The organism is Mycobacterium scrofulaceum, from assembly GCF_002086735.1.
In the GTDB taxonomy this organism is placed as follows: domain Bacteria; phylum Actinomycetota; class Actinomycetes; order Mycobacteriales; family Mycobacteriaceae; genus Mycobacterium; species Mycobacterium scrofulaceum.
This window is the reverse complement of sequence record NZ_MVIJ01000030.1, coordinates 37,431-61,530: the sequence shown is the minus strand read 5'-3', so window position 1 is coordinate 61,530 and position 24,100 is coordinate 37,431. Positions and strand designations below refer to the sequence as shown.

At 68.2% G+C, this 24,100-nt stretch carries 23 protein-coding genes; 11 read left to right on the top strand and 12 right to left on the bottom strand.

What is annotated here, in order from left to right:
- Positions 1 to 52 precede the first annotated feature (52 nt).
- The gene (serC, locus tag BST44_RS18890; protein WP_142274568.1) at positions 53 to 1,171 is read right to left on the bottom strand and encodes a phosphoserine transaminase; all 1,119 of its coding nucleotides are present in this window, start codon (positions 1,169 to 1,171) and stop codon (positions 53 to 55) included.
- A gap of 246 nt (positions 1,172 to 1,417) precedes the next feature.
- On the opposite strand from serC, the gene BST44_RS18885 reads away from it, so the two are divergent.
- Together BST44_RS18885 and BST44_RS18880 are read left to right on the top strand one after the other, a co-directional pair.
- Positions 1,418 to 2,443, top strand: a complete 1,026-nt coding sequence (locus tag BST44_RS18885; protein ID WP_083178624.1) for an AurF N-oxygenase family protein — start codon at positions 1,418 to 1,420, stop codon at positions 2,441 to 2,443.
- A gap of 20 nt (positions 2,444 to 2,463) precedes the next feature.
- Complete coding sequence (locus tag BST44_RS18880) at positions 2,464 to 4,149, top strand: FAD-dependent oxidoreductase (RefSeq protein WP_083178623.1); 1,686 nt, start codon at positions 2,464 to 2,466, stop codon at positions 4,147 to 4,149.
- 154 nt (positions 4,150 to 4,303) lie between these two features.
- Here BST44_RS18880 and lpdA read toward each other — a convergent pair whose 3' ends face one another.
- The 4 genes from lpdA to BST44_RS18860 are packed head-to-tail and all read right to left on the bottom strand — an operon-like array spanning position 4,304 to position 9,031.
- The gene (gene lpdA, locus BST44_RS18875) at positions 4,304 to 5,683 is read right to left on the bottom strand and encodes a dihydrolipoyl dehydrogenase (protein ID WP_083178622.1); all 1,380 of its coding nucleotides are present in this window, start codon (positions 5,681 to 5,683) and stop codon (positions 4,304 to 4,306) included.
- On the bottom strand, positions 5,680 to 6,909 hold the full coding sequence (locus BST44_RS18870; RefSeq protein WP_083178621.1) for a dihydrolipoamide acetyltransferase family protein: 1,230 nt from the start codon (positions 6,907 to 6,909) through the stop codon (positions 5,680 to 5,682). Before BST44_RS18870 ends, lpdA begins: the two co-directional genes overlap by 4 nt.
- The gene (locus BST44_RS18865; RefSeq protein ID WP_083178620.1) at positions 6,906 to 7,910 is read right to left on the bottom strand and encodes an alpha-ketoacid dehydrogenase subunit beta; all 1,005 of its coding nucleotides are present in this window, start codon (positions 7,908 to 7,910) and stop codon (positions 6,906 to 6,908) included. The genes BST44_RS18870 and BST44_RS18865 overlap by 4 nt, the downstream gene beginning before the upstream one ends.
- A complete protein-coding gene (locus BST44_RS18860; protein ID WP_083178619.1) occupies positions 7,907 to 9,031 on the bottom strand; it encodes a thiamine pyrophosphate-dependent enzyme in 1,125 nt (374 codons plus the stop codon). Before BST44_RS18860 ends, BST44_RS18865 begins: the two co-directional genes overlap by 4 nt.
- A 158-nt stretch (positions 9,032 to 9,189) precedes the next feature.
- Here BST44_RS18860 and BST44_RS18855 point away from each other — a divergent pair, with 158 nt between their 5' ends.
- Positions 9,190 to 9,660, top strand: a complete 471-nt coding sequence (locus BST44_RS18855) for an Lrp/AsnC family transcriptional regulator (protein WP_083178618.1) — start codon at positions 9,190 to 9,192, stop codon at positions 9,658 to 9,660.
- 7 nt (positions 9,661 to 9,667) lie between these two features.
- Here BST44_RS18855 and BST44_RS18850 read toward each other — a convergent pair whose 3' ends face one another.
- From BST44_RS18850 to BST44_RS30685, 3 genes are all read right to left on the bottom strand, one after another.
- The gene (locus tag BST44_RS18850) at positions 9,668 to 10,732 is read right to left on the bottom strand and encodes a Glu/Leu/Phe/Val dehydrogenase family protein (protein ID WP_083178649.1); all 1,065 of its coding nucleotides are present in this window, start codon (positions 10,730 to 10,732) and stop codon (positions 9,668 to 9,670) included.
- Between the two features lie 171 nt (positions 10,733 to 10,903).
- Positions 10,904 to 12,100 carry a metal-dependent hydrolase family protein gene (locus tag BST44_RS18845; RefSeq protein WP_208619836.1) on the bottom strand — a complete coding sequence of 399 codons (1,197 nt, stop codon included), beginning with the start codon at positions 12,098 to 12,100 and terminating at the stop codon, positions 10,904 to 10,906.
- Positions 12,097 to 12,729 carry a TetR/AcrR family transcriptional regulator gene (locus BST44_RS30685; RefSeq protein WP_208619835.1) on the bottom strand — a complete coding sequence of 211 codons (633 nt, stop codon included), beginning with the start codon at positions 12,727 to 12,729 and terminating at the stop codon, positions 12,097 to 12,099. The genes BST44_RS18845 and BST44_RS30685 overlap by 4 nt, the downstream gene beginning before the upstream one ends.
- Before the next feature lie 76 nt (positions 12,730 to 12,805).
- On the opposite strand from BST44_RS30685, the gene BST44_RS18840 reads away from it, so the two are divergent.
- Genes BST44_RS18840 through BST44_RS18810 form a run of 7 tightly spaced genes read left to right on the top strand, consistent with a single transcriptional unit; the run spans position 12,806 to position 17,860 of the window.
- On the top strand, positions 12,806 to 13,861 hold the full coding sequence (locus BST44_RS18840; protein ID WP_083178617.1) for an LLM class flavin-dependent oxidoreductase: 1,056 nt from the start codon (positions 12,806 to 12,808) through the stop codon (positions 13,859 to 13,861).
- Positions 13,862 to 13,890: 29 nt separating this feature from the next.
- Positions 13,891 to 14,331 carry a nuclear transport factor 2 family protein gene (locus BST44_RS18835; RefSeq protein WP_083178616.1) on the top strand — a complete coding sequence of 147 codons (441 nt, stop codon included), beginning with the start codon at positions 13,891 to 13,893 and terminating at the stop codon, positions 14,329 to 14,331.
- A gap of 32 nt (positions 14,332 to 14,363) precedes the next feature.
- Entirely contained in the window at positions 14,364 to 15,176 is an 813-nt protein-coding gene (locus BST44_RS18830; protein WP_083178615.1) for an alpha/beta fold hydrolase, read from the top strand.
- Positions 15,176 to 16,039 (top strand): FAD binding domain-containing protein, encoded by an 864-nt coding sequence (locus tag BST44_RS18825; protein WP_083178614.1) that lies wholly within the window; start codon positions 15,176 to 15,178, stop codon positions 16,037 to 16,039. The genes BST44_RS18830 and BST44_RS18825 overlap by 1 nt, the downstream gene beginning before the upstream one ends.
- Positions 16,036 to 16,566, top strand: a complete 531-nt coding sequence (locus BST44_RS18820; RefSeq protein ID WP_083178613.1) for a (2Fe-2S)-binding protein — start codon at positions 16,036 to 16,038, stop codon at positions 16,564 to 16,566. The genes BST44_RS18825 and BST44_RS18820 overlap by 4 nt, the downstream gene beginning before the upstream one ends.
- Positions 16,563 to 16,952, top strand: coding sequence for an SCP2 sterol-binding domain-containing protein (locus BST44_RS18815; RefSeq protein ID WP_083178612.1), 390 nt, complete (start codon positions 16,563 to 16,565; stop codon positions 16,950 to 16,952). Before BST44_RS18820 ends, BST44_RS18815 begins: the two co-directional genes overlap by 4 nt.
- Positions 16,949 to 17,860 (top strand): DUF1028 domain-containing protein, encoded by a 912-nt coding sequence (locus BST44_RS18810; protein WP_158086666.1) that lies wholly within the window; start codon positions 16,949 to 16,951, stop codon positions 17,858 to 17,860. The genes BST44_RS18815 and BST44_RS18810 overlap by 4 nt, the downstream gene beginning before the upstream one ends.
- Positions 17,861 to 17,864: 4 nt before the next feature.
- On the opposite strand, the gene BST44_RS18805 is transcribed toward BST44_RS18810, so the two are convergent.
- Entirely contained in the window at positions 17,865 to 20,267 is a 2,403-nt protein-coding gene (locus BST44_RS18805) for a xanthine dehydrogenase family protein molybdopterin-binding subunit (RefSeq protein ID WP_083178647.1), read from the bottom strand.
- A gap of 213 nt (positions 20,268 to 20,480) precedes the next feature.
- Here BST44_RS18805 and BST44_RS18800 point away from each other — a divergent pair, with 213 nt between their 5' ends.
- Entirely contained in the window at positions 20,481 to 21,116 is a 636-nt protein-coding gene (locus tag BST44_RS18800; protein ID WP_158086665.1) for a TetR/AcrR family transcriptional regulator, read from the top strand.
- A gap of 7 nt (positions 21,117 to 21,123) precedes the next feature.
- Here the strand turns inward: BST44_RS18800 and BST44_RS18795 are convergent, their stop codons facing one another.
- The 3 genes from BST44_RS18795 to BST44_RS18785 are packed head-to-tail and all read right to left on the bottom strand — an operon-like array spanning position 21,124 to position 24,093.
- Positions 21,124 to 21,960 (bottom strand): SDR family NAD(P)-dependent oxidoreductase, encoded by an 837-nt coding sequence (locus tag BST44_RS18795; RefSeq protein WP_083178609.1) that lies wholly within the window; start codon positions 21,958 to 21,960, stop codon positions 21,124 to 21,126.
- Complete coding sequence (locus tag BST44_RS18790; protein ID WP_083178608.1) at positions 21,957 to 23,039, bottom strand: aminotransferase class V-fold PLP-dependent enzyme; 1,083 nt, start codon at positions 23,037 to 23,039, stop codon at positions 21,957 to 21,959. Before BST44_RS18790 ends, BST44_RS18795 begins: the two co-directional genes overlap by 4 nt.
- Before the next feature lie 52 nt (positions 23,040 to 23,091).
- Positions 23,092 to 24,093, bottom strand: a complete 1,002-nt coding sequence (locus BST44_RS18785) for an SDR family oxidoreductase (protein WP_158086664.1) — start codon at positions 24,091 to 24,093, stop codon at positions 23,092 to 23,094.
- Positions 24,094 to 24,100 lie beyond the last annotated feature (7 nt).

The window sequence follows — 24,100 nt, the reverse complement described above, 5'->3', positions numbered from 1 at the left end:
CGCCCGTCACCGGTGCTGACACGCTGAGCGGTTACGTGCTGATTGCGAGGCGCTAAAGCCGCTCGACCACCCAGTCGACGCATTGCGTCAGGGCGCTGACGTCATCCGGGTCGATCGCCGGGAACATCCCGACGCGCAACTGGTTGCGGCCGAGTTTGCGGTACGGCTCGACGTCGACGATGCCGTTCGCCCGCAGAACCTTCGCAACGGCCGCCGCGTCGACGTCGTCGACGAAGTCGATCGTGCCGACCACCTGGGACCGCAGGGCGGGGTCGGCGACGAACGGCGTGGTGTACGGCCGTTCCTCCGCCCAGGAGTACAACCGCCGCGACGAGTCCGCCGTGCGCTTGACGGCCCACTGAAGTCCGCCGTTGCCCAGCATCCAGTCGACCTGCTCGGCCATCAGCGCCAGGGTGCCGATCGCGGGGGTGTTGTACGTCTGGTTCTTCAGGCTGTTGTCCACCGCGATGGGCAGCGACAGGAAGTCGGGAACCCAGCGGCCCGACGCGGCGACGGACTCGACGCGCGCCAGCGCGGCCGGGCTCATGACGGCAAGCCACAGGCCGCCGTCGCTTGCGAAATTCTTCTGCGGCGAGAAGTAGTAGGCGTCGGTCTCGGTGATCTCGACCGGCAGCCCGCCCGCGCCCGAGGTGGCGTCGATGAGGACCAGGGCGTCGCCGGCGTCGGCTGGCCGGCGAATGGGCACCGCCACCCCGGTCGACGTCTCGTTGTGGGCCCAGGCGACCACGTCCACCGACGGATCGCCCTTCGGCTCGGGGGCGCTGCCGGCGTCGGCCTTGACGACGATGGGGTCGCCGACGAACGGGTTGTTGGCGACGGCCGAGGCGAACTTGGAGCTGAATTCGCCGAACGACAGGTGCAGCGACCGCTTGTCGATCAACCCGAACGCCGCGGCGTCCCAGAACGCGGTCGCGCCACCGTTGCCGAGGACGACCTCGTACCCGTCCGGCACCGAGAACAGCTCGGCCAGCCCCGACCGGACCCGGCCCACCAGGTTCTTCACCGGTGCCTGGCGGTGTGACGTGCCGAACAGGGGGGCGGCGGTGGTCGTCAGCGCCTGCAACTGTTCGGGCCGGACCTTGGAAGGACCGCATCCGAAGCGGCCGTCGCGGGGTTTGATGTCAGCGGGAACCTCGAGCTGGTCAGCCATGCTCATCAGGGTAGTGAGCCGGGCTGACCGGCGACGCGGCGGTCCGTTGCGCGACGCCCCCGACGCGGGCAAAACGCCAGGACGCGCGGTGCGCGATGTTTCGCCGGTTGTGAGACAGGGCACACCAAAACCCTGACCACTGGTCAGTTCACAGTGCCGCGGGGGGTCTAGAAAGATATGCGGTACCTGCGGTACTGTCTGGACATAGCACGTCCAAATGTAAACCTCGCTGGGGAGGCTTGGATCATGGCCAGGACACGGATGGTTCGGCGTTGGCGCCGCAACATGGAAGTGCGCGACGACACCGAGTACGTCAACACGCTTGCCACACTGTCCGAGGGGTCGGTGCGGCGAAACTTCAACCCGTACACCGACATCGACTGGGACTCCCCGGAATTCGCGGTGACCCAGAACGATCCGCGGTGGATTCTGCCGACGACCGATCCGTTGGGCCGCCACCCGTGGTATCTCGCGCAGTCCGACGAGCGCAAGATCAAGATCGGCATGTGGCGCCAGGCCAACGTCGCCAAGGTCGGGCTGCACTTCGAATCCATCCTGATCCGCGGCCTGATGAACTACACGTTCTGGGTGCCGAACGGATCCCCGGAATACCGCTATTGCTTGCACGAGTCGGTCGAAGAGTGCAACCACACCATGATGTTCCAGGAGATGGTCAACCGGGTCGGCGCCGACGTGCCGGGCATGCCGCGACTGCTCAAGTGGCTCTCGCCGCTGGTCCCGCTGGTGGCCGGCCCCTTGCCGGTGGCGTTCTTCATCGGGGTGCTGGCGGGCGAGGAGCCGATCGACCACACCCAGAAAAACGTTCTCCGCGAAGGGAAGTCGCTGCACCCGATCATGGAGCGGGTGATGGCCATCCACGTGGCCGAGGAGGCGCGTCACATTTCCTTTGCCCACGAGTTCCTGCGCAGGCGGGTGCCGCAGCTGACCAAGCGGCAGCGCTTCTGGACGGCCCTGTACCTGCCGCTGACCATGAAGCTCCTGTGCCGGGCAATCGTGGTGCCGCCCAAGGCATTCTGGCAGGAGTTCGACATTCCGCGCGAAGTGCGCAAGGAGCTCTTCTTCCGGTCGCCGGAATCGCGAAAGTGGCTCAGCGACATGTTCGGCGACGTCCGGATGCTGGCCCACGACACCGGGCTGATGGAGACGCGCTCCGCGCGACTCATGTGGCGGCTCTGCAAGATCGACGGCAAGCCCTCGCGCTACCGCAGCGAGCCGCAACGCCAGCACCTGGCCGCGGTACCGGCCGCCTAGGTCCGCACGGGTATTCGTCTATGCCGCACGTTATTACCCAGTCGTGCTGTAACGACGGGTCCTGCGTTTTCGCGTGCCCGGTGAACTGCATTCACCCCACGCCCGACCAGCCCGGCTACGCCACCTCGGAGATGCTCTACATCGACCCGGTGGCGTGCGTGGACTGCGGAGCGTGCGTGAGCGCCTGCCCCGTCGGCGCGATTGCGCCGGACACGCGGCTGGACATCAAGCAGTTGCCGTTCGTCGAGATCAACGCGTCCTTCTACCCGGAGCGGCCCGAGGGCGAGAAAGTGCCCCCGACGTCGAAGCTTGCCCCGGTGATTCCGGCCGCCCAGGTGCGCGCCCGCCGCCAGCCGCTGACCGTGGCCATCGTCGGGTCCGGGCCGGCGGCCATGTACGCGGCCGACGAACTGCTCACCCAGCACGGCGTGCGGGTCAACGTCTTCGAAAAGCTGCCGACCCCCTACGGATTGGTGCGCGCCGGCGTCGCGCCCGATCACCAGAACACCAAACGGGTCACCCGGCTGTTCGACCGGGTCGCCGGTCATCGGCACTTCCGGTTCTATCTCAACGTCGAGGTCGGCAGGGACCTGAGCCACGCCGACCTGCTGGCCCACCACCACGCCGTGCTGTACGCAGTCGGCGCCCCCGACGACCGTCGCCTGCAGATTCAGGGCATGGGTCTGCCGGGCACCGGAACCGCCACCGAATTCGTGGCGTGGATCAACGGCCATCCCGACTTCGCCGACCTGCCAGTCGATCTCAGCCACGATCGGGTGGTGATCGTCGGCAACGGCAACGTCGCCCTCGACGTGGCCCGGGTGCTCGCGGCGAATCCCGATGACCTGGCCCGTACCGACATCTCCGATCGCGCGCTGGCGGCGTTTCGCGCTTCCGCGGTCCGCGAAGTGGTGGTCGCCGCGCGGCGTGGCCCCGCGCAGTCGGCCTTCACCCTGCCCGAACTCATCGGGCTGACCGGCTCGTCGGATGTCGTGCTGAGCGCGGCCGACCACGAACTGGTGGCGGCCGACCTCGCCAGCGCGACCGACGGCCTGACCAGGCGCAAGCTGGAAATCCTGGCCGCGCTCGGTGACGATTCGGCGCCGGGAGATGGGCGTCCGCGGGTCAGGTTGGCCTATCAGCTCACCCCCGAGCGCGTGCTGGGTGAGCAACGCGCCACCGGCGTGGAATTCGCCGTCACCGGCGACGACGAGCTGCTCCGACTGGACACCGGCCTGGTGCTGACCTCGATTGGCTACCGCGGCAAGCCGATTCGCGACCTGCCGTTCGACGAGTCGACCGCCGTCGTTCCCAACGACGGTGGCCGGGTGGTCGATCCCGACTCGGGGGAACCGGTGTCCGGCGCGTATGTCGCGGGCTGGATCAAGCGAGGACCGAGCGGGTTCATCGGCACGAACAAATCCTGCTCCCTGCAAACGGTTCAGGCTCTGGTGGCGGACTTCAACGCCGGCAGGCTGAGCGATCCGGTTTCGAGGCCGGAGGCGCTGGCCAGGCTGGTGCAGGCCCGGCAGCCCGACGCCGTGGACGCCCGCGGATGGCGGGCCATCGACGCCGCCGAGGTCGCCCGCGGGAGCAGCGACGGGCGGCCGCGGAACAAATTCACCGACGTCGCCGACATGCTCGCTGCCGCTGCCGCCGCCGAGCCGGCCCCACCGCGGCGACGCTGGCTGCCAACGCTTGGCTGAGAATGTGGTGCCTGCGCGCAGTAAGCGGGGCAGGCCTTCCGCGATGCCGGTAGGCGGTGGCCCCGCCGTGTGCCAATCGGCGTGGCGTTGCGAGCTCTAGTGAAGTGCGCCGGCTCGGGAAGTGACTCGTTGAGACGTCGGTGGGGTGGTGGTCTCAGGAATGACCGTGCAGTGGTGAGCCCGACAGCGCAAACATCGCCTCACCGAGCGCTTCGCTTTGCGTCGGATGGGCATGCAGAAAGGGGCCAACCTCGGCGGGTAGCGCCTCCCAGCCGACGATCACCTGCGCTTCGCCGATGAACTCGCTGATTCGCTCACCTACGCAATGGATTCCGACTACGGGGCCGTCACCATGGGCCGGGCCCCGGCGGATCACCTTGACGCCGCCCGAGGAGCGCAAGATCTGACTCTTGCCGTTGCCGCCGAGGTCGTACACCGTCGTGGTGACGTCGCCGTACCGTTCGCGCGCCGCGGGCTCGGTCAGCCCCACGGAGGCCACCTCGGGCTGGGAGTACGTGATTCGCGGAATGAACTGCTCGACGACCGGCACAGGGTCACGCTGAGCGATCACTTCGGCGACGAAAATGCCGTGCGCGAAGCCCCGGTGCGCGAGTTGCGGGCCGGCGACGAGGTCGCCGACGGCGTACACGCCCTCATGGTTGGTGGCCAGGCGCTCGTCCACGCAGACGAAGCCTCGATCGACGGTGATGCCCGCGTCGGCCAGCGCCCGCGAGCGCGGCTCACGACCCACGGCGACCAGCACGACGTCCGCGTTCAACGCTTCGCCACGGTCGGGCGTCACGGTCACGGTGTCCTTGGTTTGACTCGCCTCGGTGACCGTGATTCCGGTGTTGACGGTGATGCCACGACGGCGCAGCGCGCGCTCCAGCGTTGCCGACGTCCAGGGGTCCTCCCCCGGTAACAGGCGGGGCAGCGATTCCAGGATCGTCACCGACGACCCCAGCGACGTCCACAAGCTGGCGAATTCCACCCCGATGACTCCACCCCCCAGAACAATCGCGGTTTCCGGGACGTAGGGCAGTGCGAGCGCCTCATCGCTGGTGACGATGCGACCGCCGATCGAGATGCCGGGAATCCGTCGCGGCGACGAGCCCGTTGCCAGGACCACCGCGCCCCCGGTGTAGACGGTGCCCTCGACGTCTACGGCCCGCCGGCCCAGGTAGCGGCCGGCGCCGCGCACGACGGTGACGTTCCGGCTCGCGACCAGTCCCGCCAGGCCCGTGTACAGCCGCGTGACCACCGACTCCTTGTAGGCATGCACGGCGGCCATGTCGACACCGTCGAAGCGTGCCCTAATGCCGAAAGTGCCTGCAGCGCGCGATATGTCGGCGACCTCGGCGGCATGCAGGAGCGCCTTGGTCGGTATGCAGCCGCGGTGCAGGCAGGTGCCGCCGAGTTCGTCGGCCTCGATCAGTACCGCCGACAATCCACGCTGGCCGGCCCGCAGCGCGCACGCGTACCCTGCGGGGCCGCCACCGAGAATCAGCACGTCGCTGTGCTGAACCGCCGTCACAGCAGGGCCAACGCCGTGACGGGGTTCTGCACGTAGTCGGCGAACAGCCGCAGGAAGCCGCCGGCCGAGCCGCCGTCGCAGACCCGGTGGTCGAAGGTCAGCGACAGCTGGGTCACCTTCCGCACGGCCAGCTCACCGCCGAGGACCCACGGCCGGTCGATGATGCGGCCGACGCCGAGGATGGCCGCCTCAGGAGCGTTGATGATCGCCGCCGACCCGTCGACACCGAAGACACCGTAGTTGTTCAACGTCACGGTGCCGCCTGCCAGCCGTGCGGGCGGCAGCTTGCCGTCGCGGGCCAGAGAAATGACTTCGGCGAGGTTGTTCGACAGCGCCACGGTGTCGAGCGCGTCGGCGTGCGGGATGACGGGAACCACCAACCCGCGCGACGACTGCACCGCAATCCCGAGATGAATGTGGCGGTGCCGCACAATCTGCTGGCGTTCGGCGTCGAAGGACGCGTTCAACTCGGGAAACTGGCGCAGCGCGGCGACGGTGAGCCGGGCCAGCAATGCGAGGAGGCTGACGGGGGCCGTCGCGCTCAGCAGTCCTCTCGCGTCCAACAACCCGGTCGCGTCGGCGTCGACCCACACAGTGGCGTCAGGGATTTCGCGGCGACTGGCGCTCAGCTTGTCCGCGATGAACTTCCGGACCCCGGTGACGGGAATGCGGGGATCGTCCTCGTCGGCCCCAGGTTCCCTAGCCGCGATCGCCCGCTCGAGGTCGGCGCGGGTGATGACGCCGCCGGCGCCGCTGCCGGAAAGCTGCTCCAGGGCGATACCGTTGTCGCGCGCAAGCGTTCGGACAACCGGCGAGATGACCTTCGCCGCAGAACCCCGCACCGTCACCGCAGCTCGTCGGCGCCGGCGAGGTGAAGCGTCGTGAGCGCTGGTTCCGTAACCGATGAGTACATTGCCCGAACCGGCGCGCTCTTCGTCCCGGTGGTGGCCGAACGTGTCGCCGCTTTCGGGAGGGTCGGGGAAGCCACTGGTGCGCACGGTGATCAACGGTGACCCGACTGCCACGGCGACGCCCACCGCCCCGTGCAGTTCGACGACCGTGCCGGCGAACGGGATCGGCACGTCAACGCAGGCCTTGGCGGTCTCCACCTCCATGACCGGTTGGTCGATGCCGACGCTGTCGCCGACGTCGACCAGCCACCGCGTGATCACCGCTTCGGTAAGCCCCTCACCGAGGTCGGGCAGCATGAAGGTCTGATCGGTCACGCGCCGACCGCCCAGCGGGTGTCGGGATGGTCATCCCACTGCAGCCGATCGACGGCGTCGAGAATGCGGTCGCAGGTGGGCAGATACCAGCGTTCCAATTTCGGTGCGGGGTAAGGGATGTCGTAGCCGCATACCCGCAGCACCGGTGCCGCCAAGTGGTGAAAGCAGCGCTCCTGGATGCGCGCGGCGATTTCGGCAGCCACGCCGGCGAACCCCGGCGCCTCCTGTACCACTACGCAGCGACCCGTCTTGCGGACCGAGGCCGTCACCGTCGCGTCGTCGAACGGCACGATCGATCGCAAGTCGACGAGTTCGACGTCCCGCCCGTCCTCGGCGGCTGCCCTCGCGGCGTGCAGGGCCGGCTCCACCGATGGCCCGAAGGCAATCAACGTGATATCCGTGCCCGCTCGGAGCACGTGGGCCTGCCCGATCTTCGCGCCTCGGCGCAGCTCGACGTCGTCCCTGGAGAAGTAGAGCCGCTTCGGCTCGAGGAACACGACCGGATCGGGATCGTCAATGGCCTCGCGCAACAGCCCATAGGCATCGGCGACCGTCGCCGGCGTGACGACTTTGAGCCCCGGCGTGTGGGCGTAATAGGCCTCGCTCGAATCGCAGTGGTGCTCGACTCCGCCAATACCACCGGCGTAGGGCACGCGGATCACCAGCGGCGCCGACAGGACGCCGCGAGTCCGGTTCCGCAGCTTGGCGACGTGCGACACGACCTGCTCGAAGGCCGGGTAGGCGAAGGCGTCGAACTGCATCTCGACCACCGGCCGAAAACCCCCCATCGCCATCCCGACCGCGAATCCGATGATTCCGGACTCCGCCAGTGGAGTGTCGAAACACCGGTCGGCCCCGAACGCCTCGGCCAGGCCGTCGGTGACGCGGAAGACGCCCCCGAGTGCGCCGACGTCCTCTCCGAACACCACCACGGAATCGTCGTCGTCGAGCGCATCGCGTAAGGCGGCGTTCAAAGCCTGCGCCATCGTGGTCGGTGTCATTGATCGTCCTCGTCGAGATCGGGGGTGAATTCGATACGGGCGTGGTTTTGTTGTTCTTGCAGTTGGGTGGTCGGCTCGGCGTACACGTACCGGAACAAATCGTCGATCTCGGGGGGCCGGTCACGATTCATGCCGTCTCGGATCGTGGTGGCAAAGCCGTCCGCCTCGGCGGTCAATGCGGCGGCGTAGGCGTCGTCCACCAATCCCTGGGCGCGCAGGAAGGTTTCCAGTCGCCGTAGGGGGTCGCGGGCCGTCCACGCCGCCACCTCGCCCTCGGTGCGGTACCGGCCCGGGTCGTCGGCGTTGGTGTGGCCGGATATCCGATACGTGTGCGCCTCGACGATGACCGGTCCGTTTCCCGCCAGCACGTAGTCGCGCGCCGCGTCCAGCACGGCAAGCATGGCGACGGGATCATTGCCGTCGACCTGCTCACTGCCGATGCCGTAGCCAACCCCCTTGTGCGCCAACGACGGAGCCACAGACTGGCGGGCCAGCGGAACGCTGATGGCAAAGCCATTGTTTTGCACCAGGAAGATCACCGGCGCCCTGAACACGGCGGCGAAGTTCAGGGCTTCGTGGAAATCGCCCTCGCTGGTGGCCCCGTCACCGCACAGGGCCAACACCGCCGCGCTGGTCGCCGTGCGCGACAGGGCGTGCGCCAAGCCTGCCGCGTGCAGGAGTTGAGTGGCCAACGGTGTGCACTGCGGAGCGGTGTGGTGATGTTTGGCGTCGAAGCAGCAGTGCCAGTCGCCGGCGAGCATCCCGAGGATCTCGACCGGGTCGATGCCCCGAGCCGTCAGGGCCATCGAATCGCGGTACGTCGGAAACAGCCAGTCCTCCGCGTGCAGGCACATCGCCGCCGCGATCTGGCAGGCCTCCTGCCCGCGAGAAGACGGGTAGACCGCAAGCCGGCCTTGCTTCGTCAATGCGACCGCCTGCTCGTCAAAGCGGCGTCCCAGCACCATGTTCCGGTACATCGTCAGCAACCGCTGAGGGTCCGGTCGGGCATATCGGGCGCTGCTCGCGACCGGCTGGCCGGCCGGGTCGAGGAACTGCACGGCCGTATCGGCGGGAAGGAACTTCTGGTACAGCGATGTGTCAGCCGATCCGACCACTGTCACGGTAGCCTCCGATGTCGCGTGTTCGTCTTACGATCTTCGGTAGGCGTGGACCGGATGACAACTAGATGAGCGATACTCGATACGTATTGCTGTCAGTGCCCACTGAGAGCGACAGATTGTCCAGTGAAGATGGTCGAACGGAAGCGGGCGGTGAACAAATGGATGACGCGGTCACACCCATTCAACTAGACGACGTCGACCGCAGGTTGATCAAGGAGCTAGTCAAGGACGGCCGGTTGTCGATGTTGGCTTTGGCGCAGCGCGCACACGTCTCGCGTACCCACGTCTACGCACGGGTCGAACGGCTAGAGAAGGCGGGTGTCATCGAAGGCTTCACCGCGCGAATCAACATGGAGAGGGCCGGGTTTGCCACATCCGCTTTGATCGCCCTGACGATTCTGCAGGATTCCTGGCGCGGGCTGTCCGAGCAGTTGAAAACGCTGCGCTACGTCGAGCGGTTCACTTTGATCGGCGGAGACTTCGATGTGTTGGTCGTGGTGCGTGCACCCGACAACCACACTCTTCGCAACGTCGTGCTCGACCGGATCCACAGTCTGGCCGGAATCCGTTCGAGTCGCACGTGGCTGATCTTCGAGGAGTGGAGCGACCTGTGCTGGGAATGGCTGTGACTCGTGCTCAGCGCGCAAGGGGTTCGGGTGCGTCGGCGCGTTTGCGCGCGAGCGTTCGCGCGGCCACATCGGTGGGAACACCGTCGGCGGCGCTGATCTGGTAGACGAGCGTCAGGGTCTGACCGATGGCTTCGGTGTAACTCGCTACCGTCTCGTCATCCCACCCGAGCACCTCCCGGCCGACGAGATGCAATGCGCCGCCGGCATTGGAGACGAAGTCGGGGGCGTACAGGATTTCGCGATCACGTAGCACCGACCCCGCTTCGGCATCCGCCAGGATGTTGTTGGCGGCCCCCACGACCGCGGAGGCGCTGAGTCGCCGCGCGACAGCGCGGTCGACGACGGCACCCATCGCACAGGGCGCGAAGATGTCACATGGCGTGGTGGTCACCTGCTGGATTGGGACCGGGTTGCAACCGAACCTCTGCGCCCAGGCGATCCGGTCGCTGTCGACGTCCGCGACCAGTAGGCGCGCGCCGGCCTCGGCCGCCATTGTTGCGAGGTGACCGCCGACCGCGCCGAGACCTTGGATGAGGACGGTCAGGCCCTCGATGCCGCCCATCCCGCCGAACCGCGCGGTCGCCTTCATCGCCTCAAAGACTCCGACTGCCGTGTTGACCGCGCTCGACCCGGCGCCGCCTCTGCCGACCGAGCGGCCAAACACGAAGCCCGTTGTGTCGCCGACGATGTCCATGTCCGCGGAGTTTGTGTTGACGTCCGGGCCCGTCCAGTAGATGCCGTTGAGCCTGTCGATGTTTTCGGCGTGCAGGCGCAGGATGCGGTCCCAGGCCCGCGTGTCGATGTCCTTGCGTGGGACCGGCAGGGCGATGACGGATTTCCCGCCGCCCATGGGTAGGTTGCTCACCGCCATCTTCAATGTCATGGCGTCGGCGAGCCGGGCCGCGTCAGCCAGCGCGTCGGTGAGCGACGGGTAGTGGGCTGCGCGCGTCCCACCCGCGGCGCGGCCGTGCCGGATCGAATCGACCCGGATGACGAATGTCGCGCCGGTCTCGGGGTCATGGCGGGTGAGCGTGAGTTCGCCATCCCACCGAAATGCGTCACCGGGGTCCATGGCCATGCCTTTCATATCGATGGATGGGTAGCCACGCTAGGGGGCTGCAGACGGATAGGCGAGAATGGGCCGGATTGTTCGAACAGAATGCTCAGCTACGGCGGGCTGGAAGGACGAGTTGTCTTATTCCTGCCTCGCAGCGGGCCGGCGGTGAACGGTCTGCTGAGACGCTCACCCGACCACTTTGCCGCGATGAATGACCATGCGTACGCGTTCGGGCAGCCGCTGCACCGCAATCTCCGGACCTTCCAGGAGCACCATGTCGGCCCGCTTGCCCGGGGCCAGCTCGCCGATCTCCGCTTCCGCGCCGAGCAGTTCGGCCGCCGACGTCGACGCGGCACGCAGCGCGTCGACGGCCGAGATTCCCACCCGGTTCATCAGTTCCAATTCGCGGAGGTTATCGCCGTGGCGGGAGATGCCGGCATCGGTACCCATCGCAATGCGGACACCCGCGGAGTGGGCGAGCCGCACGGACGCTTCGTGCGCTTCGAGGGCCGCAGCGGCCTTGTCCCGCGTCGACTCGGCGATGCCCCCTTGCTGCAGGATCGCGCGGGGAGCGGATAGCGTTGGCACTAGCCACGTTCCACTCTTGACCATCATGTCTATGGCCTCGTCGTCGAGGTAGACACCGTGTTCGATGGAGCGCACTCCGGCCCGGACCGCGTTCTTGACGCCCTGCGCACCCTGGGCGTGCGCCATCACCGGCAGGTGCGCGGCGCGTGCCTCCGCCATCATGACCGCGAGTTCGTCCTCGGCCAGCTGCGCGCGCCGCGGATCACTTCGTGGACTGATCACGCCGCCGGTGGTCGCGACCTTGATGACATCGGCTCCAGCGCGCACGAGTTCGCGGACCGCGCGGCGCATCGCGTCAACGCCGTCGACGACGGTCGACGGCCGGCCGGGATAGGTGGGCCACAACGCGTGCACACACTCGCCGGTGGGAAGCCATTCGTCACCGTGGCCGCCGGTTTGGCTGAGCATTCCGATGGCGATCCGCATGTCGGGACCCTCGACGAGCCCGGCGGCGAGTGCCTGCTTGACACCCAGGTCGGCGCCGGCGGCGTCCCGGATTGTCGTCACGCCGGCGCGCAACGTCAGCCGCAGGTTGCGCGCGGCCTGAAAGAACCGCAGCGACAATGGCGTTTGCAGCAGGCGCAACGTGTCGACGTCGTCGAGCATGACGTGCACATGGCAGTCGATGAAGCCGGGAACCACCAGTTGACCGGTGGCGTCGATCGCGGTGTCGCCGTCCAGTCCCGCGCCGACGCCGACAACCCGGGTGCCCTCGACGGCGACGTCCGCGGGCCCCGCCGTCCCGCCGATCGGGTCGAAGACGTGGCCGCCCCGAACCAGTAGTCGCGTCGTCACGTGTGATCCCTCGGGCACGGCCCGTACAACGTGTTGATCCAGACGGTCTGCAGCGCCGCCGCGGCGGTGGCCGGGTCGGTGATCGGCCGCCGACCGAACGCCGCTATGAGATAGCGCTCGTTCATCCACGTCAGCGCCCGCGCCACTTCCGCAGGCTCGGTGATGTGGCTGCGTCCCGCGGCCAGATCCGACGTAATGCGGCACGCGGTCTGCTCGGCGAGACGATCGGCGAGCTCCTGGTAGAGCGCGGCGATCTCGGGATCGTGTCGGGCGGTGTCGGAGATCGCCTCGATAAGCCGTCCGTGCTCGACCCAGAGGGCGGTGAGCGCCTCCAGGCTGCGGCGCAGCTCGGCGACCGGATCGTCCGACTTCGCCAACCAGTTGTCGGCCACGTGGTCCAATTCGAGGCCGACGTCGCCGAGCATCGCCATCAGCAGGTTCTGCCGATCGTCGAAGTGGCGGTAAAAGGCCGTGCGGGCAACGTCTGCGGCAGACGTGATGTCGTCGAGCGAGATTTCCGCCCATGCCTTTTGTTCGAGCAGGGCGTGCGCGGCGTCGAGGATGCGGCGACGTGCGTTGCGGCGGTGCTCGCGGCGACGCGCTTGCAGGTCCGTCTGACGGGTGGTCACGAATTCGAGTCTCGCACATGTCGGCACACCAAGTGAAACATCGTTCTTGACACAGTGTCACAGTTGTAGTTACGTGATGGGCACCAACGCGGATGCACGCGTCCGCGCGACCGCGTCCCGCACCATAGATTGGGGTTTGAGCCTCGTGCGATTGAGTCTGTCGTTCACCGGATTCGGCTCGATCTTCGCCGACCTGCCGGCGGTCCTCGCCGCAGAAGAGTGCGGACTGGACGGCATCTGGTACGCCGAACACATCTGCGCTCACGACGCGGTTGTGCCCGCGACGGTCTATCTGCGGGAAACCGAGCGGCTGGAGCTCGCGCTGATGGGCATCAATCCCGCGGGTCGCCACCCCGGCGTCACGGCGATGGAACTCGCGTCGCTGGCCGAGATCGCCCCCGGCCGCGTGCGCGCCGCGATCGGCACCGGCGTGCCGGACATGGTCGCCAAGCTGGGCCGCTCGATCGACAGGCCGATCGCCTCGACCGTCGCACTGCACCGCGCGCTGAGCTCCGCCCTCGCCGGCGTCGAGTTGACGGGGGGCTACCCGGGATTCGGCTTTGAGCGGTACCAGCTGAACCCGCTGGCGGCGCCACCGGCGTTGGACATCATGGCGGTGCGCCCGAAAATGGTGGAGACGGCGGCGCGATACGCCGACGGTGTGTGCCTGAGCGCCGGTTCGTCGCGCGCCTACCTGAGCGAAACCGTGCGGCGGGTCGAGGAGACGCTGGCCGCGGCCGGCCGGTCGCGGGAAAGTTTCCGGATCTCTGTCGTGGTTCCCGCCTTCATCACCGAGGACATCGACGGTGCGCGGACGCAGGTGGCCTCGTTGCTGTCGACATTCGACGCGGCTACCACGGAATACCTTGCGGCTGGTGCGATCCCGCCGGGCGTCCTGGTCGCGGCGGTCGCCTCCGGTGACCCGGCCGCGGCGTTGGAGGTGTTCACCCCGGACGTGATCGACGCCGTGGCCATGGTCTGCCCGCCCGATGGCGTCGGCGAATCGTTGGCGGCGTACGCCCAGACCGGCGTCGACGAGGTCGCCATAGCCCCGTTCATGCCGCCCGGCCAGGTCCCCGACCTGGTCGGGCTGCTGGCCGAAAACCGGCCCACGATGGCCGCCAAATCCTGAATGCCGAACCGTGAGAGGACGAAACGCAGATGACGCAGAGCGCCACTGTGCTCGAGGGTGATGCCGCCGAAATCATGCGGCTGCACCGGGAATTCGTCGACGCCAACAGCCCGCTGGATTCGCGCTATCTGAGACGGCGCGCGAGCGCCAACCCCGATGAGCTCGTCTGGTACAACCTCAACGGCTCTGCCTACATCGGACAGGACCACATCGCCCGGTTGTGGGACACCCTGTCGTCCAACATGAGTGGGCAGGCGGTGAGCGCGGATCTGCGCGATGAACGCGTCGAGGTCGAGGGCGACGTCGCATGGGTTACGTACCTGAGCCGCTATCAAGCGGATTTCGGTGAACTGGGCGCCTACGACGGCGGCATGCGCAGCACCGAGATCTGGCGGCGCCGCGGTGGCGAATGGCGGCTCGTCCACACGCACTTCTCGGCGCATGTGCCCGACCAGATGGGCGGACGATGACGCCGGCGCGCCCACGCGATCGGGGTTAGGCGGTGCGGCGACGCTTCGTGCCGGGTCCGGCGGGGCGCATCAGCTGCCTGGTGGCCGAATCCGACTCGCCCCGGCCACCGGTGGTGTTCGTGCACGGCATCAACGGAGCCGCCGAGCAGTGGTCGCCGGTGGCCCGCCTGGTGGCGGGTCGCGGGCTACTCGCCGTCGACCTTCGCGGCCATGGCGATTCGGCGCCGGGCGGTCGGTACGAAGCCGCCGACTACGCCGCCGATGTCAGCGCTGTGATGCGCGCACTGGGCATCACGCGCGCTCACCTGGTCGGAGCCTCGTTCGGCGCGGGCGTCTGCGTCACGCTGGCCGCAACCGAGCCCGATCGCGTTGCGTCGCTGACACTCGTCGGTGGGGCACTCAGCGTGGCCGCCGGCGCCGATGCCGAAGCCGCCGTCACCGAGTTGCGCCGGCTGGGCGCGGAGTCGTTTTTCGAGCAGGCCGCTGCGGCGAGCTTCGGGCCGGATGCCGACGAAGAGATGTTGCGGCACTCGGTGCGGTTGGCCGCGTTTCGCGACGAGGCGGTGATCGAGCGGATCCTGCGCGCGGCGCTGTCTGCCGACGTCTCGGCGGCCGCCGCGCGGGCCGCGTCGCCGGCCCGGGTGCTGGCCGGCGAGCACGACCGGACCTGTCCGCCCGCCCTGGGTGCGGCGCTGGCCACCGCCCTGCGCACCGACTGCACGGTGCTGGCGGGGCTGGGGCACATGGCCCACCTCGAGGACCCGCGACGAATTGCGGCGCTGCTCGTCGCACACATCGATGAGGCCGAGTCGTCCTGCGAATCCCCGGCAGCGCGAGGCTCGTGATGCGCCCGGCAGCGTTCGACTACGTGGCCGCGTCCACCGTGACCGAAGCCTGCGCCGAACTGGCTCGCGACCCCGACGGAACCCGGGTGCTGGCCGGGGGACAGAGCCTGATGCCGCGCCTGGTCCGCCGGCTGGACCGCCCGCGCCGCCTCGTCGACATCTGCAGGATCGCCGAACTCCACGAATTGTCCGCCACGCCAGACGGTGTGCGGATAGGCGCCGCGGTCACGCAGCGAACGGCAGAGCTCCATCCCGAGCTGCGGGGGTTCGGTGTGCTAACGCAGGCCTTGCCCGGGGTCGGCAAGGTCACCACCCGCAATCGCGGGACGATCTGCGGCAGCCTGGCCAACGCCAACCCCGCCGCAGAGCTCGGCGTGTGCCTGGTGCTCCTCGGCGGCGAGGTGACCGCGGCCTCGACACGCGGCCTGCGGCGAATCGCCGCAGACGATTTCTTCCTGGCTCCGCGCCGCACCGCGCTCGATGACGACGAGTTGCTGCACGCCGTACGGTACGACCGCCCGCAAGCGGGCACCGTGGGACATTTCGAAAAGGTGACGATCCGCGGTGCAGGCGACACCCCGCTGTTGAGCGCCGCGGTCAGCGCTCGCCTCAGCGCCGAAGGCGCCACCGATGTGCGCATCGGCGTGGGCGGCGAGGGTCAGAAGCCGATGCGTGCCCCGTCGGGCATTACCGCGCCGCTGGCGGGGGCGCTCGATGACCCCGGCATCGAGCACGCGAGTCGCACGCTGGCCGCAGAACTCGAATTCCTCGGCGACACAAGGGCATGCGCCGACCATCGTCGACGGCTGGCGATCCGAATCGTCGCTCGCCTGCTGCGTCGCCTGCGGGAGGATCTGGCATGACCGACGATGTGGCCATCGAAGTCCGGGTGAACGGCCGGGCGGTGCGCGCCTGCGTGCCCGCACGAATGACGCTCGTCGACTTCCTGCGGGAACGGCTCGGCCTCACCGGTACGCACATCGGCTGCGGCGAGGGGTTGTGCGGCGCGTGCAACGTGCTCCTCGAATCGCGCTCCGCGCGTGCGTGTCTGACGCTGGCCGTGCAGGCCGACGACACTGACGTCGTCACGATCGAAGGGCTCAGCCCGCCCGGGCGTGCCTCGAAGGTGCAGGACTGCCTGGTGCGGCATCACGCGTTGCAGTGCGGCTTCTGCACACCCGGCTTCGTGGTGCTGATCGAGGAACTGCTTGCCGAGGTCGACGCCGGCGGGCGCCCGACGTCCACCCAGATACGCAAACACCTCAGCTCGTCGCTGTGCCGCTGCACCGGCTACGCGCCGATCATCGCCGCGGCCGAGGAACTGGTGGCCGACAGGCTTGCGGTAATCGACGGCAACAACACGAAACCAACGACGAAGGCGAGACGATGAAATACGCATCTCAGGAATGGTTGTCCCGGCAGACCGCGCTCCAGCAGACGTTCGCGGTACGCCCCGGCGCGACGGCCCGGGTGCAATACCGTCTCACCAACGCGCCCGGCGGCGGCGAAATCCGCTACTACGCCGACGTCCGCGACGGCCGGGCCGTGGAACAGCAGCTGGGTGACGACCCCGCCGCCGATGGCACCATGACGGCGTCGTTCGGCGACTCCGTCGCAATCCTGCGGGGGGAACTGCCCCCGACGACGGCGTTCATGGAGGGGCGCATCAAGCTTGCCGGTGACGTGGCCAAACTCGGCAAGTTGATGCCGCTCACCCAAACGGCCGAGTACAAGCGGCATCTCACACAGCTCTGCGAGGAGACCGATTTCTCTTGACCTTCTCGCTGCTTGCCCGCGATCCGCGCACGGGCCATCTGGGCGTTGCATCGCAGTCGCACTACCTGGGCGTCGGCTCCGTGGTGACCTGGGCCGAGGCCGGTGTCGGTGTAGTCGCCACACAGGCGTTCGCGCTCCGCGGCTACGGGCCGCGCGGCCTGGCCTTGATGCGGGCCGGCAGCCGCGCGCCGGACGCACTGCGGCAACTGCTGCGGTCGGATGCCGACCGTGAGATCAGGCAGGTCGCGTTCCTGGATGCGGCGGGGGACTTCGCAATTCACAGCGGCACTCGATGTGTCGGCGCCGCGGGTGTGGCGCGAGGCGAGCATGTCGTGGGGTTGGGCAACATGCTCGACAACGACGGCGTGCCGCAGGCGATGGTGCGTGGCTTCGACGGCGCTGACGGTGATCTCGCCCACCGCCTCCTGGCCGGCCTACTCGCCGCCGATGAAGCGGGTGGTGACATTCGCGGGCGGCAATCGGCCGCGGTTCTGGTCGTCGACGGAGCGCCGACCGATGCGCCCTGGGATGGCATCGTGCGCGATCTCCGCGTGGAGGACGATCAGGACCCCGTCGGGGAACTGAACCGGCTGCTCGAGCTCAACGATGCGGTCGACGAGATGTCGCAAGTGGTGTTCGACCCGAGCGGCCCGATTCTCGGCCCACCGCAACCCGATTGCGTCTATCTCTCGGCGGTCGCATCGCTGGCGGCGGTGGCGACGGCGCTGGGCGACAATCCCGAAGCGACGTTCTGGCAAGCGGTGCTGCAGGCGCGCCGGGGACGGACGGACGAGGCCAGGCAACTGCTGGAAATCGCTACCCGGCACAATCCGCGGCTGGTGACGTTCTTCTCGCGGTTGGCCGACGCCGGAATCCTTACATCCCAGACCGTCTCCGCCCTGACTTAATCTCTCAGAAGCCGCTGCCGCCACCTGTCGCCCATACACGCACGGGCGCAGACGGTTGTGGCTGGGGCGCGGGGGTGGAGGTCATCGAATCCAACGCGGCGAGCAGCCGGTCGGCGGTGATCGGAATGGTGTCGACGATGTGGGCGGGTTCGGCCCCGATGGCATCGCGGATCGCGTTGGCAAGTGCCGCGGGCAGCGGAATGGCACCGCTTTCCCCGGCCCCTTTGGCGCCGTTGAGCGAGAACGGAGAGGGTGTTTCGAGGTGCACGAGTTCGACCGGCGGCACGTTGGCCGGCAGCGGGGGAAAGTAATCCCACATCGATTGGACCACGGGTTGGCCGTCGTCGGTGTAGGGCAACTGCTCGTACAGCGCCGCGCCGATCCCCTGTGCGGTGCTGCCCTCGATCTGCCCGACGACCAGCGCGGGGTTGAGCTGCGGGCCGCAGTCGTGCCCGAAGACCAGCCGCCGCACCGACACCGCGCCGGTGTCACGATCGATTTCGACCACGACCGCGACCACACCGAAAGTGAAGGCGAAGTTCCGCGGATCGTAGGTAAAGGACGACTCGAGCCCGGGCTCGGTATCGGGCGGAAGATCTATTGCACGCCAGGCGGCTTCGACGACCTGGCCGACGGTGACGCTGACGCCGGCTGCGTCGGCGAAGCCGGAGTCCGTGTCCTGAATGCCCGCCGAATCGCCTGCCTCGAGGATGTGGGCGGCAATGACCCGCATCCGTTCGCGCAGCCCCCGCGCGGCCATCATGACGGCGGAGCCGGCCACCCCGGCGCCGCGGCTGCCGCCGCTGGCATAGCCGGTGTACGGACAGGCCTGCGTATCCCCGTAGATGACCGAAACCGATTCCAGCGCAACGCCGATCTCGTCGGCGGCCACCTGCGCAAGGACGGTCTCGAGCCCCTGGCCCATCGGGATCTGCCCGGTCAACACGGTCACCAGGCCCGCCGCGTCCATGCGGACCACCGCGCGGTCGTGGCCGGGGTTGTTGATCCCCATCATCGCCGCGGCCGCCGACGGGCCGAAGTTGGAAGCCTCGACGTAGCAGGCGACGCCGACGCCAGCCAGTCGCCCCCTGGCGCGGGCTTCGGCGGCCTCGCGGCGGGCGCGCGGCCAGTCGACGTGGTCGGCGACTAGGTCGAGCAGTTCGCCGTAGCGCCCGCTGTCCAGGCACATCATCGCGGGGGTCCAATACGGCAATTCCTCGGGACGCAAGAGGTTGCGGCGTCGGATCTCGATCGGATCGATGCCCAGGCGTCGCGCTCCCTCGTCCAGCGCACGCTCGATGGCGAAGGTGGCTTCCGGCATGCCGAAGCCGCGGTACGCCCCGATCGGCGTTTTGTTGGTCACCACCGCGACCAGCTCGCTCAGCGCGTCGGTGACCCGGTACGGACCGGTCAGCATGGCCGCGGTGACCACCCCGGACCCGGCGCCGGCCATGTAGGGCGTTGCCCCGCAATCGAGGACGACTGTGCCCCGCAGTCCGGTGATGGTGCCGTCAGCGTTGAGCCCCAACTCGAGGTCGACCGCCGTTCCGCGTCCGTGAACGGTGGCGGTGAACGCCTCGGATCTGCTTTCGATCCAGCGGACGGGACGGCCCACGACGCGCGCGGCGAAGGCCACCAGGGTTTCCTCGATGTACGCGCACGTCTTGTTGCCGAACGCCCCGCCGACATCGGGACAGATCACCCGCACCCGGCTCTCGGGGACCCGCAACGTGGTGCTCAACGAGGTCCGCACCTGATGCAGCGCCTGCGTCGAGGTCCACACGGTGACGGAATCGCCGATGATGTCCCATGCGGCGCGTACCCCGCGCGTCTCCAGTGAGAGCCCGGCGACCCGATTGCTGGTGTAGCGGCCGGCGACGATCAGCGCCGCCGTCGACAGGGCGGCGTCGGGGTCGCCGGCCTCGAACCGTGTCCGGCCGAAGACGTTGTCCGGCCAGTCGTCATAGATCAGCGGTGCGCTGTCGGCGCCTGCCTCGACCACCGCCGGCAGCCGTTCATAACTGACGTCCACGAGCTCGGCGGCGTCCTCGGCGAGGTAGGCGTCGTCGGCGACGACTGCTGCGATCGGTTCGCCCACATAGCGAACCCGTTCGCCGGCCAGACACCACGTGGGGGCGTCGGCCTGGATCTGGGTCGTCCACATCATCGCCATCGGGTCGGTCGCGGAACGGACGTCGGAGCCGACCAGGACTGCGTGCACCCCGGGAGCGGCGCACGCCTTGCTCGTAACGACCGAGATGCGGGCGTGCGGTTCACGGGAACGGACCACCACGAGGTGCAGCTCGCCGGCAACCTGCTCATCGGCGAGATAGCGGCCGCCTCCGGCGGCCAGTCGCCGCAAATTGAGCCCCGGCGGGCTTTGGCCGACCTGGCGCGCAGTGGTCATGGCGAGGTGCACACGCCCCTTCTCCGACACCTTCTCCGGGTCTTGACCGATACGTCCGGACCGGTACGGAAGCAAACGTAACTACACGTGTGACAGCATGTCAATAACGCAGTTCAAATTGCCGTCAGATATGCTCGCGGGTGGAACTGCCACGCCCACCGCGCGTCTGCGACCACGGTCGGTCTGGCGGACCCGCCCCTTACCGCAAGAAGGTTGCCGCTCCTGACTACTCGACAAAGCGATCTGCAGGCGCGCCGGCGCGAGCATCGACGCAATGCCCGCCGTCGGCTGCTCGACGCCGCGCACGGCCTGCTCGAAGAGCAACGCTGGGCGGAGATTTCGCTCGACGACATCACCTCGGCCGCCGACGTCGCGCGCACCGCCTTCTACCGCCATTTCGAGGACCGCCAACACCTGTTGATGGCGATGCTCGACGACGTCGGACTCGAGTTGGATCACGTCGCCGACAACTGGATGGCGCCGGCCGAGGACCCCGTGGCCGAGCTGCGCACGAGCCTCGGCGGCCTGACAACGGTTTTCGTCGAACACGGTCGCCTCATCCAAGCCATCTCCGATACCGCCCGGCACGACCCGGAGATCGGCGCGCTCTACGACCGGCTGGCCGACCGCCTTCTCACCGCAACGGCGCACCGAATCGAAGCGGACGTCGAGGCCGGACGGAGCGACATCACCGAGCCCTACGAGGTCGCCCGCGCGCTGACGTGGATGAACGAGCGATACTTGCTCGCATCGTTCGGGCACCCCCCGTTCAGCGACCCGGCGGCGGTCACCGAAGCCCTGGCGATCATCTGGATCCGCACGCTGTACGGGTCGGCGGCGGCGACTTAACGCACTCTCACGTCTTGTTGGTTTCGGCGCGGCCGGCGGCGACGCGACGGAACAGTTCGGTCATGCCGGCACGGTCCGTGATCATTTCGGCCAGTCGCGGGTTGAGTGCAATGGCTGCGGCGATGGGCCGGACGGGCGCGCCGGTAACGTGCACTTCGGGGCGGTCGTGGCGAATGGCCGCCACGATCTTGCGAGCCACTCGAGTGGTCGTGGTCGTGCCGAGCAGGGGGCTGGCGGCAAATCCGTTGTCGAGCATGCGTTGGTACATCCCGGCCCCGGTCACCAACCCGGGGCACACGACGGAGAAACCTACGGGGGTATGACGGTATTCGGCGCGTAGCGCCTGTGTCAGCGCGAGCAGGGCAGCCTTGGTCGCGGAATAGGGCACTTGGTAGGCGCTGCCCATCTTCGCCAGTCCCGAAGAGACGAAGACGATGTGGCCACGCCCGCGATTGAGCATGCCGGGCAGGACTCGATGGGTGAGCAGCATGGTGGCGGTCAAGTTGACCTCGACCATGGTGCGGATGTCGTCGGGCGTCATGTCGGTGAACGCGGCGGGCTGTTCGACGCCGGCGTTGTTGACCAAAATGTCGGCGGGGCCAACGTCCCGCTCGACGCTGCCGAGAAGGTCGTCTGCTGCCGCAGCGTCCCTCAGGTCGATCGGAATGGCACGTGCACGGCTACCTTTCGTGCGCAGCTCGACAACGAGCTCCTCGAGAGCACCGCGTTGTCGACCAGAAACCACCACGGCGGCGCCGGCATCGGCGAGCGCCAGGCAGATGGCGCGACCGATGCCGCCGGACGCTCCGGTGACCAGGGCGGTCTTGCCGGTCAGTTCTTTCATCTGGGCTCCTCGCAATGGGTTGCGCGTTGTGGTGGTGGCCTTCCGCGCGGCGAGAGCCCGTCGAGCAGCCGGTCGAGGTCGCCATCGGTGTTGTACAGATGAAAGCCGACGCGGGCGGAGCCGGCGCGCACCGATGCCCGGACCCCGGCCCGCCGCAGGGAATCGGTGTGGGGGGAGCCAGGGATGGAGACGATCGGTGAGTCGACGGCGGGCATGCCGAGTTCGGCTCGCAGCCGATTCGCCAAACCCACGCCATGGGCCTCCACCGCGACCCGGTCCAGCGATGCCACCCAGGGCAGCGCGAGCCCCGCCCCCAAGATGCTGAACCAGACCGGCGCCGCGTCGAACCGCCGCGCGCCGCCGGCCAGCCGCATCGGCAGGCCGTACACCGAGGACCATAGATCTTCGCCCGCATAGGGATTGGCCAAGTGCGGTATCAGTGCATCCGACAGGCGTTGGCTCAACGACATCCACGCCACACCGCGCGGCCCGAGCAGCCACTTGTAGCTGACCGAAACCACGGCGTCGGCCCACGGCATCTCGATGTTCCTCCAGCCCAGCGCATGGGTCGCATCGATGAGCGTGAGCGTTCCGGATTCGGCGGCGTTGCGACGCAACCTTTCGACGTCCAGCACGGCGCCGTCGGCCGATTGCACGAGACTGGCTGCCACCACGTCGAAGTCACCCGCCGCATCCTCGAGCAGGCCGGCGGGCAACTCCGTGACCGTGACGCCCCGCGCAGCCTGGGCGGCGAAGGGAAAGGTGACACTGGTGAATTCGCCGCGCAGGGTCGCCACCCGGGTGCCGTCGGGTATCGACGCGGCCACCAGGCCGATGGCCGACGAGACGCTGGTGCCCATCGTCACCCGGCTCTCATCGACGCCGACCAGGGCGGCGTACGCCGCGCGGCTGGCGCGCATGGGCGCGTCGAACGTGCTCATCTGCAGGCGCCCTTGCGCCCACGACCGCACGCAATCGCGCATCGCGTCGGCGACAAAGCACGGCGGGAGCCCAGATGTGGCCGTGTCCAGGAAACCCTCAGCGCCAAAGAACGTCGTACCGAACGCTTCACGCCTCACCGCGCCGCCCTCCTTACCCGCTCATCGTTGCCGCCGCCGCCGACACACGCGGTCAGCCGCACTCGGAAATGAAGACGTCCCTGTTGTCCCGGAACCACGATTTCAACGGAAGCGGCTCGAAACCGAGCATTTCTGGAGTGAGGTGGCGTTCCCCGCCCCGCAGGTCGTTGCCGCGCTTGAGAAGTTCGTTGATGAAGGGAACCTCATGATGACATTCGGCCAGGATGTGCTCGGCGGCGTCGTCGCGCTTGTAGTACTTCCGCAGGGCGGGCCCGAGTTCCCGCAGAAAGGCTTCGTCGGTGCCTTCGTAGGCGATCGGCACGCCCCACGCGTCGCTCATGATGTCCGCGATCCTGCTGAACCTGATCATCGTGTCGATGCCGTTCTCCAGGTGCAGGGTCTCGCCGGCCTCGGTCAGCGAGGGGTCCAGCAGCAGCTCGGCCGCGCAGCGGCCGATGTCGCGGGTCGCGATGAAGTTCATCGGCCGGTCCGCCGCCATGACGAACGTGCGCTTGTCACGTATCGGGTCCACCAGGAACTCGGAGAAATCCTCGAAGAACCAGCCCGGGATGTTCATGTATACGACCGGAACGCCCGCTCCCGTCAAGACTTTACGGGCTCGCAGATGATGGAGGGCGGTTTCGTTCTTGTAGTCGGGGCCCCACAACGCCAGCACCTCCGCTTCGTCGCGGATTCCCGGCGGGTCGCCGATCAGCCGGACCAGCCGCACGAGCGTTCCGGCTGCGTTGACCGCGTCGGCCACATTGGCCATGGCGACCTTCTCGTCGATGAAATCGGGGGTGAGCACGAACGCCGCGTGGATCCCATCGAAGGCCGCGATCATGTCGTCGGCGCGCAGGTAATCGGCGATCATGACCTCGGCGTCCGGGTGCGCTTCGGCCAGGGCGGCGGCCATGTCGGGCCTGCTGGAGACGACCCGGATGTGCGCCGTGGGGTGCCGTTCGGTGAGCCATTGTGCGCAGGGGCGTCCGATGTGCCCGGCGGCGCCGAAAATGAGAAAGGACGGTTCGGGGGGCAATGTCTGGATCGTCACGATTCAA

What these genes read in the sequence shown, in the direction of transcription:
- serC (WP_142274568.1), bottom strand. Translation starts at nt 1,171, where the DNA reads ATGGCTGACCAGCTCGAGGTTCCCGCTGACATCAAACCCCGCGACGGC.
- BST44_RS18885 (WP_083178624.1), top strand. Translation starts at nt 1,418, where the DNA reads ATGGCCAGGACACGGATGGTTCGGCGTTGGCGCCGCAACATGGAAGTG.
- BST44_RS18880 (WP_083178623.1), top strand. Translation starts at nt 2,464, where the DNA reads ATGCCGCACGTTATTACCCAGTCGTGCTGTAACGACGGGTCCTGCGTT.
- BST44_RS18865 (WP_083178620.1), bottom strand. Translation starts at nt 7,910, where the DNA reads ATGACACCGACCACGATGGCGCAGGCTTTGAACGCCGCCTTACGCGAT.
- BST44_RS18855 (WP_083178618.1), top strand. Translation starts at nt 9,190, where the DNA reads ATGGATGACGCGGTCACACCCATTCAACTAGACGACGTCGACCGCAGG.
- BST44_RS18850 (WP_083178649.1), bottom strand. Translation starts at nt 10,732, where the DNA reads ATGGACCCCGGTGACGCATTTCGGTGGGATGGCGAACTCACGCTCACC.
- BST44_RS18840 (WP_083178617.1), top strand. Translation starts at nt 12,806, where the DNA reads ATGGGCACCAACGCGGATGCACGCGTCCGCGCGACCGCGTCCCGCACC.
- BST44_RS18835 (WP_083178616.1), top strand. Translation starts at nt 13,891, where the DNA reads ATGACGCAGAGCGCCACTGTGCTCGAGGGTGATGCCGCCGAAATCATG.
- BST44_RS18825 (WP_083178614.1), top strand. Translation starts at nt 15,176, where the DNA reads ATGCGCCCGGCAGCGTTCGACTACGTGGCCGCGTCCACCGTGACCGAA.
- BST44_RS18820 (WP_083178613.1), top strand. Translation starts at nt 16,036, where the DNA reads ATGACCGACGATGTGGCCATCGAAGTCCGGGTGAACGGCCGGGCGGTG.
- BST44_RS18815 (WP_083178612.1), top strand. Translation starts at nt 16,563, where the DNA reads ATGAAATACGCATCTCAGGAATGGTTGTCCCGGCAGACCGCGCTCCAG.
- BST44_RS18805 (WP_083178647.1), bottom strand. Translation starts at nt 20,267, where the DNA reads ATGACCACTGCGCGCCAGGTCGGCCAAAGCCCGCCGGGGCTCAATTTG.
- BST44_RS18795 (WP_083178609.1), bottom strand. Translation starts at nt 21,960, where the DNA reads ATGAAAGAACTGACCGGCAAGACCGCCCTGGTCACCGGAGCGTCCGGC.